17 protein-coding genes and 1 riboswitch are annotated in these 14,944 nt (G+C 47.0%); of the genes, 1 reads left to right on the forward strand and 16 read right to left on the reverse strand.

The genetic code is table 11. The features are described from left to right. Positions 1 to 107: 107 nt before the first annotated feature. Positions 108 to 272: riboswitch (FMN riboswitch) on the reverse strand. Between the two features lie 153 nt (positions 273 to 425). The 6 genes from MHB82_RS20070 to MHB82_RS20095 form a co-directional block, all read right to left on the reverse strand. Further along, complete coding sequence (locus MHB82_RS20070) at positions 426 to 857, reverse strand: peptidylprolyl isomerase (RefSeq protein ID WP_095290511.1); 432 nt, start codon at positions 855 to 857, stop codon at positions 426 to 428. Between the two features lie 213 nt (positions 858 to 1,070). Continuing rightward, complete coding sequence (gene lysA, locus MHB82_RS20075; protein WP_110759049.1) at positions 1,071 to 2,402, reverse strand: diaminopimelate decarboxylase; 1,332 nt, start codon at positions 2,400 to 2,402, stop codon at positions 1,071 to 1,073. 107 nt (positions 2,403 to 2,509) lie between these two features. After that, positions 2,510 to 4,117, reverse strand: a complete 1,608-nt coding sequence (locus tag MHB82_RS20080; protein ID WP_095359389.1) for a spore germination protein — start codon at positions 4,115 to 4,117, stop codon at positions 2,510 to 2,512. Positions 4,118 to 4,203: 86 nt separating this feature from the next. After that, a complete protein-coding gene (locus tag MHB82_RS20085; RefSeq protein ID WP_095359247.1) occupies positions 4,204 to 4,626 on the reverse strand; it encodes a stage V sporulation protein AB in 423 nt (140 codons plus the stop codon). After that, the gene (locus MHB82_RS20090; protein WP_110759052.1) at positions 4,613 to 5,269 is read right to left on the reverse strand and encodes a stage V sporulation protein AA; all 657 of its coding nucleotides are present in this window, start codon (positions 5,267 to 5,269) and stop codon (positions 4,613 to 4,615) included. Before MHB82_RS20090 ends, MHB82_RS20085 begins: the two co-directional genes overlap by 14 nt. A gap of 491 nt (positions 5,270 to 5,760) precedes the next feature. Then, on the reverse strand, positions 5,761 to 6,672 hold the full coding sequence (locus MHB82_RS20095; protein ID WP_341175684.1) for a helix-turn-helix domain-containing protein: 912 nt from the start codon (positions 6,670 to 6,672) through the stop codon (positions 5,761 to 5,763). A gap of 108 nt (positions 6,673 to 6,780) precedes the next feature. Between MHB82_RS20095 and MHB82_RS20100 the strand changes: the two genes are divergently transcribed. Next, positions 6,781 to 7,728 (forward strand): DMT family transporter, encoded by a 948-nt coding sequence (locus tag MHB82_RS20100; RefSeq protein ID WP_095359250.1) that lies wholly within the window; start codon positions 6,781 to 6,783, stop codon positions 7,726 to 7,728. A gap of 73 nt (positions 7,729 to 7,801) precedes the next feature. On the opposite strand, the gene sigF is transcribed toward MHB82_RS20100, so the two are convergent. The 10 genes from sigF to spoIIM all read right to left on the reverse strand — a co-directional run bounded on the left by sigF (position 7,802) and on the right by spoIIM (position 14,892). Further along, positions 7,802 to 8,557: an RNA polymerase sporulation sigma factor SigF gene (gene sigF / locus MHB82_RS20105; RefSeq protein ID WP_095290500.1), complete on the reverse strand. Its 756-nt coding sequence runs from the start codon at positions 8,555 to 8,557 to the stop codon at positions 7,802 to 7,804. 11 nt (positions 8,558 to 8,568) lie between these two features. Beyond that, complete coding sequence (spoIIAB, locus tag MHB82_RS20110; protein ID WP_095290499.1) at positions 8,569 to 9,024, reverse strand: anti-sigma F factor; 456 nt, start codon at positions 9,022 to 9,024, stop codon at positions 8,569 to 8,571. Further along, entirely contained in the window at positions 9,021 to 9,374 is a 354-nt protein-coding gene (spoIIAA, locus tag MHB82_RS20115; RefSeq protein ID WP_036663380.1) for an anti-sigma F factor antagonist, read from the reverse strand. The genes spoIIAB and spoIIAA overlap by 4 nt, the downstream gene beginning before the upstream one ends. A gap of 143 nt (positions 9,375 to 9,517) precedes the next feature. Next, a complete protein-coding gene (locus MHB82_RS20120; protein WP_341176671.1) occupies positions 9,518 to 10,639 on the reverse strand; it encodes a D-alanyl-D-alanine carboxypeptidase family protein in 1,122 nt (373 codons plus the stop codon). A gap of 255 nt (positions 10,640 to 10,894) precedes the next feature. Further along, the gene (locus tag MHB82_RS20125) at positions 10,895 to 11,116 is read right to left on the reverse strand and encodes a hypothetical protein (protein WP_095359252.1); all 222 of its coding nucleotides are present in this window, start codon (positions 11,114 to 11,116) and stop codon (positions 10,895 to 10,897) included. A 186-nt stretch (positions 11,117 to 11,302) separates the two neighbouring features. Continuing rightward, positions 11,303 to 12,127, reverse strand: coding sequence for a purine-nucleoside phosphorylase (locus MHB82_RS20130; protein ID WP_095359253.1), 825 nt, complete (start codon positions 12,125 to 12,127; stop codon positions 11,303 to 11,305). 184 nt (positions 12,128 to 12,311) lie between these two features. Further along, complete coding sequence (locus tag MHB82_RS20135; RefSeq protein WP_095359254.1) at positions 12,312 to 13,202, reverse strand: tyrosine recombinase; 891 nt, start codon at positions 13,200 to 13,202, stop codon at positions 12,312 to 12,314. A gap of 74 nt (positions 13,203 to 13,276) precedes the next feature. Then, a complete protein-coding gene (locus MHB82_RS20140) occupies positions 13,277 to 13,519 on the reverse strand; it encodes a DUF4227 family protein (RefSeq protein WP_095290490.1) in 243 nt (80 codons plus the stop codon). 167 nt (positions 13,520 to 13,686) lie between these two features. Then, the gene (gene fur / locus MHB82_RS20145; protein ID WP_024630961.1) at positions 13,687 to 14,154 is read right to left on the reverse strand and encodes a ferric iron uptake transcriptional regulator; all 468 of its coding nucleotides are present in this window, start codon (positions 14,152 to 14,154) and stop codon (positions 13,687 to 13,689) included. Between the two features lie 108 nt (positions 14,155 to 14,262). Further along, a complete protein-coding gene (gene spoIIM, locus MHB82_RS20150; protein WP_095359255.1) occupies positions 14,263 to 14,892 on the reverse strand; it encodes a stage II sporulation protein M in 630 nt (209 codons plus the stop codon). Between the last annotated feature and the right edge of the window lie 52 nt (positions 14,893 to 14,944).

Genomic DNA, 14,944 nt, shown 5'->3' on the forward strand with positions numbered 1-14,944 from the left:
TGTATGGAAACCGCCGGATAACCGACATTCCCTGCACAGAAATAAAACCTCGTCTTACACTATGCAGCAACGCATCTGCGGAGTGCAGTCCAATTAGGGGCTGCACCCCTCTCCTTCTCCCATCCAGACTATACTGTCGGTTCTGGAATTGCACCAGATCAGCCATCTGCCACAGGCAGACAGGTCACGGACTTTGCAACAGTGCTGGATAGATATCCTCACACAGGTGCATCACCGCCGGTAGGGAATTGCACCCTGCCCTGAAGGATCGCTTTCGTTATTAATTGGATGTTAGCACTTTAACGCTGAAAAATCAATTGTTTTTTGTTCCTTTTTGTCACATACTAACTTTTAATAAGCAAAAGGACATAAAAAAACCGCTTCGTCTTATCAACGAAACGGCCATTTTATCGATTAGGATACGATTAAACTTCTACGACTTCAACAGTTTCCATTTTGTCGCGACCTTCGAAAGCATCAACGAACTCCATACCTTTGGTTACTTTACCAAATACAGTATGTTGTCCATCCAGATGCGGCTGTGGCTGGTAGCAGATGTAGAACTGGCTTCCACCTGTGTTACGGCCTGCGTGTGCCATAGCAAGTGTTCCGCGCTCATGTTTGTTCGGGTTGATCTCACAGTTGATTGTGTATCCTGGGCCACCAGCACCCGTTCCGTTAGGGCATCCGCCTTGTGCGACGAAGCCTGGAATTACGCGGTGGAATACAAGACCGTTGTAGAAGCCGGAGTTAGCCAGTTTCTCAAAGTTTGCCACTGTGTTTGGAGCTTCTTGATCGAACAGGTCGATTAGAACTTCTCCGCCGTTTGCCATTTTGATTTTCGCTTGTTTCGCCATATGTAAATGACTCCTTTCGTATTGACCATCGTTAGTGGTGCCATCCTGCATGACCCTGGGCCAAGCTCTATAGCACTTTTCTTAGTGTACACCGAAACGAGTCCAACCGCAAAATAAACCGCAATTTTTTTCAAAAATGTTGGGCTTGGAGGCAAAAAAAAGACAAAAAGGAATGTTCCTTTTTGTCTTTTTACTATTTAGTATTTCTTAACATTAACGAGTTACAGGCTGTTTGGTGATACGCTCAGGCACGAGGTCATTCTGAATGATGTCCTGGTACGTTTCGCGACGTACAACCACATCACCTTGGCCGTCTTTGACAAACACGACTGCCGGACGGCGAATCCGGTTATAGTTGCTTGCCATGGAGTAGTTGTACGCACCTGTGCAGGCAACGGCAAGCAGATCACCGCTCTGAACTTTAGGCAGGTCCAGATCCCAGATCAACATGTCGCCGCTCTCGCAGCATTTGCCGGCAATCGATACGGTCTCTTGAGCCGACTCATTTGCACGGTTGGCAAGTACAGCTTCATATTTGGATTCATACAGTGCCGGACGCGGGTTGTCCGTCATGCCGCCATCCACTGCGACATATTTGCGCACACCAGGGATGTCTTTGCTCGTACCAACGGTATACAGCGTTGTACCTGCTTCACCAACGATACTGCGTCCTGGTTCAACCCAGATTTCCGGAACGTCATATCCAATTTGGGCAAAGTGATTTTTGACCGCATCTGTGATGGCTTTTACGTATTGTGCGACTTCAAGCGGAGTATCCCCTTCTGTATAGCGGATACCGAATCCACCGCCCAGGTTAACCACTTTGAACGCTACGTTAATACGCTCATATACGCTTGCAGCAAATTCAGCTACACGCTGAATCGCCATTTGGAAGCCTTCCACCTCAAAGATTTGAGAACCGATGTGGGAGTGAACACCCAGCAACACAAGGTTGGACTGTTTGGAAGCCAGCTCAATCGCTTCAAATGCTGTTCCGTTACCGATATCGAATCCGAATTTTGAATCTGTTTGACCAGTGGAGATATACTCATGCGTATGTGCTTCAACACCAGGCGTCACACGAAGCAGGATGTTTACTTGACGATTCTTCTCTGCGGCTACAGCCTGCAGCAAGTGCAATTCATTGAAGTTATCCACAACGAAGCAGCCGATCTCGGCATCAAGTGCCATTTCGATCTCTTCCAATGTTTTGTTATTGCCGTGGAAATGAATGCGTTCAGCAGGGAATCCTGCTTGCAGTGCTGTAAATAGTTCACCGTCCGAAACCACATCCAATGAGAGCCCTTCTTCCGCAGCGAGAGCACACATTGCCATTACGCAAAACGCTTTGCTTGCATATGCGACTTGGAAACCAAGTCCGGAAGCACGGAATGCATCCATGTATTCTCTGCAGCGATCGCGAACCAATTGCTCGTCCACAACATACAGTGGTGTTCCAAATTGTTCTTTCAAGACCGTTGCATCTACTCCGCCAATTTCCAGATGGCCGTGAGCATTTATTTTACTTGTACCATGTAAATACATAATCAGCATTCCTCACTTTTTTATATACTGGAACAGCTTCTTCTATTCCAATGATTTTACACCAGTATATCAAATTCGTCAGCGAGAAGAATGGATTTTTAGGCAGATCATTTGTGTTTTTTACTTTTTCGCTTTTCACCGTCCGGATCGTCGGACATTTTTGTGTTATCTCTTGTTTTGTTGAATGATGGACGTTTCTTACTTTCAAGCAGAGGCATACGGAACAGGAAGTTCCCCAAGGCCTTTGCATTAAACGGTATAAACGGCCATAAGTAGGAGGAATTATAGGACCGATGTATGGTCAACGCTATCACAAGCAGTGTTGTACCTACCACAAACCCCGGTACCTTAAAAATGGCAACAGCGATCAGCAGGAACAGCCTCACCAGCCGATTCGCAAGCCCAAGCTCATAGCTTGGTGTGGCAAACATACCGATGGCAGCAATGGCCATGTACAGAACGACTTCATTGACAAAATATCCTGTTTTTACAGCGATATCCCCGACCAATATTGCTGCAATCAAGCCCATTGCCGATGCAAGAGGTGTAGGGGTATGAACTGCCGCCATACGTAACAAATCGACCCCAAGTTCAATCAGAAGGAACTGCAAAATAATGGGGAGCTTCACATTCTCTTGGGGACCTATAAAATCCAGCCCCATCGGTTTGAGCGCAGGATCAATCACCATCAGCATCCATAGCGGCAGCAAAAACAACGAGATTAAAATGCCGGCAAAGCGGACCCAACGCAAGTAAGTCCCCATAAACGCAGTCTGCCTGTTCTCTTCTGCATGCTCACACAGATCGAAGAAGGTTGTAGGCAAAATCATTACACTTGGCGATGTATCAACAAATATGACGACTCTTCCTTCAAGCAGGTGAGATGCTGTAACATCGGGCCTCTCCGAGTAGCGTACCAAAGGGAACGGGTTCCATCCCTTATTAATAATCGCTTCCTCCAGCTGTTTATCTGCTGCCGGTATGCCGTCGATATCTACCCGTTTTATTTTTTCTCGGACCGAATCCACCTGCACTTTATCGACGATATCATCGATGTACACCACGCAAACATCGGTTTGTGTTCTCCGGCCCACCTGCATAATCTCGAACTTCAATCCAGGATCGCGAATCCTGCGTCTCACCAAGGTCACATTAGTCAGAAGTGTTTCAGTAAAGCCATCCCTTGACCCCCGGACAACGCGTTCGAGAGAAGGTTCTTCAGGTGAGCGTACCGGATAACTCCGTGTATCCATCACTAATACGGAGCGATCCCCTTCAACAAACAAAGCACTCATGCCCGTAAGAACCTTGTTGATGACAGCACTCATTTTATCGACTTTCTCTACCTGAATATGTGGAATGTAGCAATCGAAATACGACTTAAGCGCATGGCCTGATATTTGATCAGGGGTAAGATAGGTCAGCCTTTTCAACACTTCCAGCAAAATTTCGTCTTTTGCAAATCCCGTCAGCATCAATAATCCAACATTTTTGCCTCCCAGGACCATCTCTCTCATATTGACATCAAAGGACTCCCCGAGACCCAAAACCTGCTTCAATGTATACTTATTCTCACTCATGCGAGCGGAGATATCATCCCTGTCCTGCCAGTACTGTACCGATTCTTCAACACTATCGGACATCTCATCCTGCTTCTTTTTTTCGTACGCCCGGCGCTCCTCTTCCTTTTGAATCTCATAAGGCGTCTTATGCATCAGCTCTTCGGGTACTCCCTCACCCGAACCAGGTCCAGCATTGTCAGATCTCACATCCATTTTCTTTCCTCCTTCGATTCCTTGACCTAACGCTGGTATACAAAAAAGTCAAATAAGGAACCTGTCATTTTGCCCAAAATCATGGCCAGCAGCAGTCCAAACAAATACGATTTCATGCCCAGACGTTTAGCAAGTACTGGCAGCACATTCAATACCTCGGTCAGTGCCGCGGCAAGCAGGCCGATAAACACACCGCAAAAACACCCAATAATCGGACTCAGGATCAGTATTCCATGTACCTTCCAATGCCAGAAATCCGCGATGGTTCCGACGAGCGACCCTCCGATCAATGCCCCTTCATACCAATGCGTCTTGTCATAAGTTCGGGTTAGCTGTGCCAATCTGGGGATCATATCAAGCACGAGAATGAGGGCAATCACGCCACTTCCTACGGCAACTCCTCCCGCAATCCCGAGTACGATACTGATCGCTCCATTAAGAACGCTCATCGACATTCATCTCCCCGCGTTCCTGCTCATGCATTCGTTCGGTTTCCTCAATGACGACAAACTTGTCTACATTCTGCTGATATAAAAACATTTCCACTTCAAGCGGAGTAGGTTCTTCATTCCACTTTTTCTTGAATAAATGATTAAAGAATACAGCCATACCAAACCCGATTCCGATGGAGTATGCCACCTGAAACAGATAAGGATGCTCGTCCCGGCGACCCGTTATCATTTCCACGATTCGAATCTGAACTTCCTGCATGTTCACATCTGCATGGAAATTCATAATGGTCAGTGCCGATCCAAAGAACAACAGCAGCCAGACCAGGATGAATAGAGATTTGGAAGGTTTGCCCGTTCCCGCAACGACCTCAACCAGCGTATGCCCCGAACCAATGAGTTCGACGGTAACTTCCGGCAGCATGCGACGTATCTGAGGGATGATCTGCAAAATGTCAATCAGGATCAGATTGCCGTCCTCCGGTCCCGGGCGCAGCAGTTCAAGCTCAAGCAGCCTTCGTTCCCCATCTTCCGGAGAGGTTAACACATGAGCGATATCACCAAGCTTGACGCCTCTGCCCCTCTGGATACGGATACGGCTGCGCAGACGAATATAGACCGTTGGAGTGGGTGTCAGAGACATCCGAAACACTCCTTTACTGCGTAATTTAGGTTAGTATTTGAAGAATGTGCAAATTTATTACATTCCGGTTGGAAAAAGGTTCGGGTACGCAGATGCTCCGGGATGGATCGGTCACTGGCCGCTGTTCTTCGAATGTTAAAGATTAGGACTTACACGCGGGCACTACGGCCGCAGACCAACCTTCCGATCGCTGTTGTCTCCAAATTTTCCCAATTCTATTTTCTGTTGTAGAAATTCGGAGTCAAAGGCGAACGCTTTGCTTCTTCAGGTTTATTCTGCCTCCTGCGTTGCTAGTGTAAGCATGAAGTAAACCTCCCGCGCTTCGCTCCCTTGACCGATTCCATCCCTCCGCTGCACGTGTCCCCGCTTTCCAAAAAAAATTCAATAAATATCCTGGGAAGTGATAGAAGGAAGTTGCACAAACATCCTATTCCACAACAAAAAAAAGCCACCATGTGGCGACTAGACTGGATAACCTGGCAGAAAAACGCTTAATTGTTTCGTCCCTCTGGTTTCTTCTCGGCGAGCTCTCTTCTGTATCGTAAAGGCGTCTTTTTCATACTTTTCCGAAACTGGTTAATGTAATAGCTCGTGCTGTTAAAACCGACCTCATACGCGATTTCGGTGATGCTTCGGTCGGAGAACCGCAGAAGTTCAATGCTTTTCTGGATCCGGTAATCCATAACATATTGCATAGGTGTAGTCCGCAGGATTTGCTTAAAATATCGACATGTCTCCGATCGGCTTAACTGTCCCGTCCTTGCAATATCCTCCAACCTGACCGGGTCGGCATAGTTCAGATGAATCCACTGCAGCATATCCTTCATTCTTCTGCTCCTGGTCATCTCGGATGCATCATGCTCCAACGCATATCCGTTCTTAATCAGAAGTGTCCATATATCCAGCAGCGCTGAAGCAACTTTCAATTCGTAATAGGGCGCTTGACTCACAAGCTGCATTCTAATTAGCCTGATGCCCTCCAAAATCTGTGTTCCCCAGGCAATACCCCCATCTATATAGAGAAAAGGCAAATTGGTAGCCGTTATATAGGGGTGAACATACTTTACGTACAGATCTGAAGGCGCTGCAAGTTGGGGCGTCAAATTTAGACATAGATAGATGCAGTTATTGTACCCTCCATGATCTTCGGCCATATGCATGGCTCCACTGTTAACAAAAATGCCATTACCTTTGGTTACACTAATTTTCTGGTCATTGATATGGAACAACGCTGTACCCTGGAGAACCGCAACAAACTGCAATTCATCATGCCAGTGCAGGGGGATGTGTCCATGTATATTATTCACAATGGTTGTTTCATAACAGGCAACAGGTAAAGTATCGGTCCGATGTTTCGTCATTTCCTTCAAATTTTGATCAATTATAAATTCTGTCTTTTGCATAAGCCTCATCTCAATATAATTATATTTTTACGTGTGATATTGATATTAATATATCGTATTTCTCCTTAATATAGCACTATTCTTATATTTAAGGTGAGGCGATCAAGAGTGACAACATCTGCAAGTTCCAAGCTCTCGGGTATTCTGCTTGTTCTAACAGGAGCCATCTGCTGGGGGATCGGAGGAACCGTATCGCAAAAACTGTTTCAACTGGATGGTATTGAAGTCAATTGGTATGTAACTGTTCGATTGCTGAGTGCGGGTATTCTGCTTCTGGTTATTCAATCTTTTACACACGGTAGATCACAGATTATTGATGTATGGAGAAATAAAAAGACAGCTGTACAACTGATCCTATTTGGATTAGCAGGTATGCTCGCCGTACAGTATACGTATATGGCTTCCATTAAACATGGCAACTCCGCGGTTGCCACTCTCCTTCAGTACCTTTCCCCCATCATGATTATGATTTATATCGCACTGCGGAAGCAATCTGCACTGACGCGCAAGGACCTTGCATGCGGCGTCCTCGCACTCCTTGGCTGTTTTCTACTGCTGACGAATGGCTCGGTTACACAGTTATCTGTCTCCTGGCTTGCGGTGATCTGGGGGTTATTGTCCGGTGTAGCTGCTGCATTCTATACACTTTATGCTGTACAGCTGATTAAGAAATTCGATTCACTTGTTATCGTGGGCTGGGCCATGATTATTGGTGGTCTGGGACTTAGTTTGATCCACCCGCCATGGAAAGCGGACTTTGCCAGTATCTCGACAGAAACATACGGGTATTTGATATTTACGATTATCTTTGGGACAATGATCGCTTTTTGGTTCTACATTGCGAGTTTAAAAAGTCTTACACCCAAGGAGACCAGCTTGCTTGGAAGTGCTGAACCTCTGGCTGCCGTTGGTACAACCGTCGTATGGCTCCATGAACCCTTTGGTTTCTATCAATGGCTGGGTACTGCCTGTATTATCGGGTTGATTCTAGTCATGCAATTCAATCGCTCAGGATCATCTAAACGGTTGAACGACAAACAACCTCACTCGCGTTAGGTGCGCGATGCAAGGTTGTTAGTTGTCGTATATTGGCGATTCGGCACCCTTGTTGGAGTCCGTACTCCACCATCTACTGCGCGATCTGATCGCGAATCGATTGAAGTATCTTTTTCTCCAGCCGTGAAACCTGAACCTGAGAAATCCCCAGCCTAGTAGCAACCTCCGACTGCGTCTGATCCCTGTAATACCGTAGATAAACGATCAGTCGTTCCCGCTCACTAAGGCCGCCGATCGCTTCATTGAGCGCCAGCTTATCAAACCAGCGTTCCTGAGATTCGTCGGCAATCTGGTCCATCAATGTAATCGGATCCCCGTCGTTCTCAAACACGGTCTCATGAATAGACGTCGGCGGTTTGTTCGCTTCCTGGGCAAAAACAACCTCCTCCGGTGTCACCCCCAGCTGTTCAGCCACTTCCTTGATCGTTGGCAGACGGTCAAGGTGTTTGGACAGTTCGTCCCTTTTTTTGCGGACTTTATTCGCCATTTCCTTCAGGGAACGACTAACCTTGAGGGTTCCGTCATCCCGCAGGAAACGTTGAATCTCTCCGATGATCATCGGTACCGCATAAGTAGAGAACTTCACATCATAACTAAGGTCGAATTTGTCCACCGATTTGAGCAGGCCGATACAACCAATCTGGAACAAATCCTCCGGTTCATATCCCCTGTTCATAAAGCGCTGAACGACCGACCAGACAAGTCTGATGTTGCAGTTCACCAGCGTATCCCGTGCGACATGGTCACCCGACTGACTGAGCGCAATCAGCCGTTTGACCTCGGCATCGTCCAAATAGGTCTGTGAAGACTGTTTCACTTCAGCATCCATTAGACCAACCCCTAATTATACATTGCTTTCTTGGATTCAATCCTCTTCTTCATCTTGATGGAGGTGCCTCTGCCGGGCTCGCTGCTGACTTCGAATTCATCCATGAAGTTTTCCATAATGGTGAAGCCCATGCCCGACCGCTCAAGTTCGGGTTTGGACGTATATAGCGGCTGTTTGGCCAGTTCCAGGTCTTCGATTCCTTCTCCGCGATCTTCCACAATAATTGTAATCATGTCTTCGCGAATTTGCGCCTGAATGGACACGACACCCTCGGGATTGTTGTTATATCCATGGATGATACTGTTCGTCACCGCTTCCGAGACAACCGTCTTCAGATCGCTAAGCTCGTCCATTGTTGGATCAAGCTGAGAAATGAACGCCGCGACAGTCACCCTTGCGAACGATTCGTTCTCCGACTTGGCCGCAAATTGCAGATTCATGAAATTTGTTCCCGTACCTTCACTCATGAGACGACCTCCAGACCCGAGAGAGCTGTTCCCTCATTTTCGTAAATCGGCATGATCTTGAACAAACCCGACATTTCCAGCAAACGATAGACCGGCGGATTAACATCACATACAACCATCTTGCCGCCTTTATTTTTAATGAGTTTGTATCTGCCCAAAATGACACCCAGACCCGAACTGTCCATGAATTGAAGATCTTTCAGGCTAAGCACCAGATGTTCACACTGTCTCCGCTGGATGGCCTCATCCATTTGCATTCGAACCATATCGGCTGTATGGTGATCCAGCTCCCCGGATAATCGCACAATCAGAATCCCACGGTGATGTTCCATTTCCACATGCAAGTTCACGTTTGCTCACTCTCCTCCCAGTCTTGAACAAGGATTTCTACGTTTCCGAAGGCTTTTCCTGCCCCCCGACAAAACTAGAAGAAAACCCCTAATTAACTACAAAATACGTTCAAGGAATGTATGCAGAACGCGCAAATCGGCATTTAATCAAACAGGTTCGATGTTGTTCGTTTAAACAGCTTCCACCAGCCAGCCTTATTCACATCCTGAGGGGCTTGGATATCGAACTCCTTGATGACCTCGTTTCCTTGGTATACGACAAGCTTACCTACGCTCTGACCAGCCTTGATGGGTGCTTTCACTTCTTTTGCCATTAACAGCTCATGGCGGAACTCATCGGATTTGGCGCCTTTGCGCATCAACACACTATAATTTTGCGTAGCCGTCAGCGGCAGTTCAGCGACTTCCCCTTTTTCAATTTTCAGACTGCCGAGCTGATCCCCTGATTTGTACAAAGGTTTCATCGTGTATTGTCCGAACGCATAATCGAACATCGAAGACACTTCAGCATTTCGGGTTTTCGTATTCGGTTCACCCAGCACTACTGCAACCGTACGCAGACCGTCCTTCATAGCGGTAGCCGACAAGCAGAATTTGGCTTCTGATGTATAACCCGTTTTCAGACCATCTGCGCCTGAGTAGAAACGGACCAGTTTATTGGTATTCACCAGCCAGAAGGGCTTTTCCGTATCTTTACGAAGGTAGTCCTGGTATGCTCCCGTGTATTTCGTAATACCTGAATGTTTCAGCAATTCACGACTCATCAGCGCAATGTCATGTGCGGAAGAATAATGATTCTCCACTGGAAGTCCGTTACAATTGGCAAAATGAGTATCTTTCATGCCGAGCTCTTTGGCACGTTCATTCATCAGCTGTACAAAAGCTTCTTCTGATCCGGCAATTTTCTCTGCCATCGCAACAGATGCATCATTACCGGAAGCCATGGCGATTCCTTTCAACATGTCATCGACAGTCATCTCTTCGCCAGGTTCGAGAAAAATCTGAGAACCCCCCATGGATGCAGCATATTCACTCGTTCTCACCTTATCCGTCAGCTTCAGCTTGCCGGAATCAATGGCTTCGATCGTCAGCAGCATGGTCATAATCTTTGTAATACTCGCCGGAGGCAGCTGATCATGACTGTTTTTCTCAAAAATAACCGTTCCCGTATCGGCATCCATCAAAATGGCAGAACGAGCGGACGGGGCAAGATCTGTCCCCCCTGCCGTTTTGGGTGCTTCTTCAGCCAGCACTGTTGTTGCCATAAGGGGTAGCAAAATACATAGGGTCATGAACGATGCCATTATTCGTTTCTTCACTAGGGTTAACCTCCTCAAATGACTTGCTTACTGCATGCTCCATGCATGTACTGCTAATCATTGTCGGCGCGTTTACAGTAAATTATTCCATCCCATGAATGATTTCCCGAACTTTTTCTAATCTCAACCTAATGCACAAAAAAACGTGCCCTCTAATTGAAGAGAGAACACGTAATTACCCACGATAATGTAAAGAGGGAATCATCCCCCAAAATCCCATGAATAGATATTCCAGAAGATAAGAAACGAAGTTAATACGACAGATATACGGATGTTCCACTTTGTCGGAGAGGTATAGGTTTGATACACCATGATCAAAACGATAATGAGACTGGCAGCCAAAAATGCAATATTCGTTTTAACAAAGAAAAGCAGTAACAGCACTCCAATATGTATGACTCCGATGACACGGTCAATATTCATATCAAACCTCCTCACATGACATATAGATCGTTATAACTCTACTGAATGATTTTTCCATAGGCAGAACATTTCCATGTTACCCTTTCTTTATTTTCTGAATTTCACTTTTTTGTAAAAAAATAAAAAAAGACAACCTCTTGAATGATCCCAAGGACCACCATAGGTTGTCTTACTTTAGCTTACGATTTACATTTGCGGAATTACGGCCAGAACAAGCGCAAGGAACGATTCACGAACACGCTCGGTCGTTTCCATGACCTCATCATGGGATAACGGCTGATCAAGAATTCCGGCTGCCATATTACTGATGCAGGAAATGCCGAGCACTTCCAGACCAGCATGACGTGCCACGATAACCTCGGATACCGTAGACATACCCACCGCGTCTGCACCCAGCGTACGCAGCATCACGATCTCAGCAGGTGTCTCATAGTTAGGACCCAGCAAGCCTGCGTATACGCCTTCACGCACGTTAAAGCCTTGTGAAGCCGCTGTATCTTTCGCCAGCGCGCGCAGACGGCGGCTGTAGGCTTCAGACAGGTCAGGGAAGCGCACGCCCATTGCCGGGTCATTAGGCCCGATCAACGGATTTTTGCCCGTCATATTCAAGTGATCCGAGATCAGCATCAGATCGCCTGGCTCGTACGAAGTGTTTACACCGCCAGCCGCGTTGGTTACGAGCAGTGAAGATACACCCAGTTCTTTCATGACACGTACAGGAAACGCTGTAAGCTCGGGGCCATATCCTTCGTACATGTGGAAGCGGCCTTTCATCATTACAACCGGACGGCCTTTAATGGTGCCGACCAGCAATTCCCCTTCATGCCCTTCTACAGTGGAGACCGGGAAGTGAGGAATATCCTGATAGGCAATACTTACCCCATCTTCAATAAGATCGGCCAGAATGCCAAGACCGGAACCCAAAATCAAACCGACTTCCGGCTTGATGGAGCTTTTGCTTTGAATGTAAGAAGCAGCTTCCTGAATCATTTGTTGATTTAATGCTGTCATTTCAAATGTTCCCCCTTGAGTTGAAACTTCCGTCTATGTCAGCTAGCCGCATCGTTCAGGTATATTCCTCTCCTGACCGATGCACTCGCTTATGTATAACGGCGTTTAAATGTGTACAGTTTATTTTATCCTAAATCAGCTATATGTTCCGCATCTATTATTGAACTTTTAGCATTAAAGCTCATTATTTTGCTCGCGGATGATGCGTTTCATAGATCTCCTTCATCGTTTTGCGGCCATGATTCCCATATTGTTGTCCTGCCTGCTCCACATGGCCCAGCATGTCCTGCACTGCACGAGTATCCGCCCCGTTTGCAATCAGGTGGGCTGCAAAGGAATGGCGCAGCGTGTGCGGTGTAATCTCTTCCGAAATCCCTGCATCCACCGCCGCTTTTTTGAGCAGCTTCCAGAAGCCCTGGCGGGTTAAACGTCTTCCGGACACGTTGACGAACAGGGCCTGCTCGTCCGAGTCTGTTTTGAGCAGGTGGTTACGAAAATCGTTAACATACACACTTGCCCAATGTGCTGCAGGTGCACCAATCGGCAGAATCCGTTCTTTGCCTGCACCTCCGCAGCGAATAAACCGCATGCCAGGTTGAACATCCCGTATATCCAGTGCGATCAACTCCGAGACCCGAATACCGGTAGCATACAAAAGCTCGAGCATGGCACGATCACGAACCCCTTGGGCAGAGCGAGTATCGGGCGAGGCCAGAAGGAGTTCAATTTCATCCACCGTTAATACCTGTGGCGGCGTTTTGTCCGCTTTCGGAGCCTCGACATCAAACGTTGGGTCCTGCAGAATCTCGCCACGGCGCATCAAAAAATGAAAATAGGAACGCAAGGATACCACGCTGCGAGCAATGGTCGCATTGGCACGCCCCGCCTGCTTCAGTTTGCCGATAAACAAGATAACATGAGTACGACGCACCTGCCCTGCCTCACGAATACCGTATTCCTTATCTGCAAATTCGATGAACTTGTCCACGTCCCGAAGATACGACTCCAGCGTACTGCTTGACATCCCTTTATCTTCTTCCAAGTATAAGGCATAGGGGTGTATCGTCTGTCTCATGTACAACGCTCCTCATCTGACAGCATTGCCGAACTGGCAACCTGCTTCCGTATTTGCATCCCTGGCTGTCCGGACTACTCCCCATACCAATAAAACAAACGGAGTCTCTCCGCCAGCGTAAGACGTGCTTCTCCATTGCCTGGCCAATCCGTCTCCTGAAAGACTTTAACTGCATTTCCTGTTGGCATTTGATACTGATCCACAGGTGAGATCCAGCCGTTGAACAAATCCAGAACATGATAGAACAGATAAACCAACCCTGCAAAAACTATAATAAATCGTATAAAACGAAGCCCTTGGCGCAGTGAAATAATCATGGGTTGTCCCCCTCCTGGTTTGAATCCAATTCATCTAGAATCAGGGTATGACGACAAACACAGGAATATGACATTTGAGATGACATCAGAGATAACCTCACATGATGTACTGGACCAAAAAAGCTCTCCCGTCAAAACCGCCGGTGAGAGCTTGAAGATATGCTATGTTATTCTTCATCTTTGGGCTTCTGGTCATTTTTAGCTTTGCAACGATAACAAATCCCATGAAAATCCAGTCGGTGATCTACTACCGAAAAGTTAAATTCCCGCTCCAGACGCTCTTCAAGCGGTCCAAGCCAGTCTTCACGTATTTCATCCATACTTCCGCATTGAACGCAAATTAAGTGATGATGGTGATGCTTGGATGTATCTCCGCGCAGATCATAACGCGCTACACCGTCGCCGAAGTTGATTTTCTCTACAACATGCAGCTCACTCAGCAGTTCGAGGGTACGGTACACGGTTGCCAGACCGATTTCGGGAGCTTTTTCTTTAACGAGCATGAATACGTCTTCCGCACTCAGATGATCTTCTTCATTCTCAAGAAGTACTCTTACGGTGGCTTCCCGCTGGGGCGTTAATTTATAGCCTTGGGACTGTAGTTGCTGCTTAATTTTATCGATCCGTGCTTCCATTTTCTCCCTCCCCCTAGGAAATCACTGCACACTGCAACTTAACCCACTTCTTTCATTATAGGGGGAGTGCGTAATTAAAGTCAACATTTTACACTGTCCGTTACGGCGCTACGCCGGGAGCAGCATTGGCGTTACCCAGCGCATCATCGCAGGTGTTACCCAAGTTTCAAAAGACGCGACGCCTAACAGCAGACCAGCCATAACCAGCGTCAGCAGCACATAAGAGGCAAATGGCCTTTGTCCACCCGGTGTCCGCTGCATGAGTACACGATTCCGAATGATATATAAGGAAAAGGTCATGGCCGACACACTGCAGATCAGCAATACCGGAATGACGAACAAATTATGCGGCGCGACGGATACCAGGGCAAATAGCAGCCCTTTCCAGGAATACTGTCCGACAAGATATCCAACGGTAAATCCGATCAGCACTCCTTTTAGAAAATCCAAAACCAATATACCCGGCAATCCGATGACGGATAAGCCCAGTACCCAGATGAGGCCAACCCATTTCAAATGTAGTAACGCTATATCCCAATAGGTTCCGGACTCGACAATCTGCCCGCTGTGCTGGACTGTCATGAAAAAATTGCCCAGATAACCCTCCAGATCCTGACGCTGTTCAAGTGACAGGGCATTAACCATCAAGGCGCCGAAAATGACACCGACCAGAAACAAGACAGCTACAAATACATATAACGAGGTTTGACCTTTGAACGTGAAGTAGGAAGAACGCATACTGGAACGGGTCCCCTTTCCGGTTATCATGCTGCAGGATCTCTAAGAAATC

The organism is Paenibacillus sp. FSL K6-2862 (genome assembly GCF_038005125.1).
Classification (GTDB): Bacteria; Bacillota; Bacilli; order Paenibacillales; family Paenibacillaceae; genus Paenibacillus; species Paenibacillus illinoisensis_A.

Coding starts and splice junctions, on each gene's coding strand:
- MHB82_RS20085 (WP_095359247.1), bottom strand. CDS start 4,626: ATGAGCGTTCTTAATGGAGCGATCAGTATCGTACTCGGGATTGCGGGA.
- sigF (WP_095290500.1), bottom strand. CDS start 8,557: ATGGATGCTGAAGTGAAACAGTCTTCACAGACCTATTTGGACGATGCC.
- MHB82_RS20095 (WP_341175684.1), bottom strand. CDS start 6,672: ATGCAAAAGACAGAATTTATAATTGATCAAAATTTGAAGGAAATGACG.
- fur (WP_024630961.1), bottom strand. CDS start 14,154: ATGGAAGCACGGATCGATAAAATTAAGCAGCAACTACAGTCCCAAGGC.
- MHB82_RS20130 (WP_095359253.1), bottom strand. CDS start 12,127: ATGACAGCATTAAATCAACAAATGATTCAGGAAGCTGCTTCTTACATT.
- MHB82_RS20070 (WP_095290511.1), bottom strand. CDS start 857: ATGGCGAAACAAGCGAAAATCAAAATGGCAAACGGCGGAGAAGTTCTA.
- spoIIM (WP_095359255.1), bottom strand. CDS start 14,892: ATGCGTTCTTCCTACTTCACGTTCAAAGGTCAAACCTCGTTATATGTA.
- MHB82_RS20080 (WP_095359389.1), bottom strand. CDS start 4,117: ATGCATAAGACGCCTTATGAGATTCAAAAGGAAGAGGAGCGCCGGGCG.
- lysA (WP_110759049.1), bottom strand. CDS start 2,402: ATGTATTTACATGGTACAAGTAAAATAAATGCTCACGGCCATCTGGAA.
- MHB82_RS20120 (WP_341176671.1), bottom strand. CDS start 10,639: ATGGCAACAACAGTGCTGGCTGAAGAAGCACCCAAAACGGCAGGGGGG.
- MHB82_RS20125 (WP_095359252.1), bottom strand. CDS start 11,116: ATGAATATTGACCGTGTCATCGGAGTCATACATATTGGAGTGCTGTTA.
- MHB82_RS20090 (WP_110759052.1), bottom strand. CDS start 5,269: ATGTCTCTGACACCCACTCCAACGGTCTATATTCGTCTGCGCAGCCGT.
- spoIIAB (WP_095290499.1), bottom strand. CDS start 9,024: ATGAGTGAAGGTACGGGAACAAATTTCATGAATCTGCAATTTGCGGCC.
- MHB82_RS20135 (WP_095359254.1), bottom strand. CDS start 13,202: ATGAGACAGACGATACACCCCTATGCCTTATACTTGGAAGAAGATAAA.
- MHB82_RS20140 (WP_095290490.1), bottom strand. CDS start 13,519: ATGATTATTTCACTGCGCCAAGGGCTTCGTTTTATACGATTTATTATA.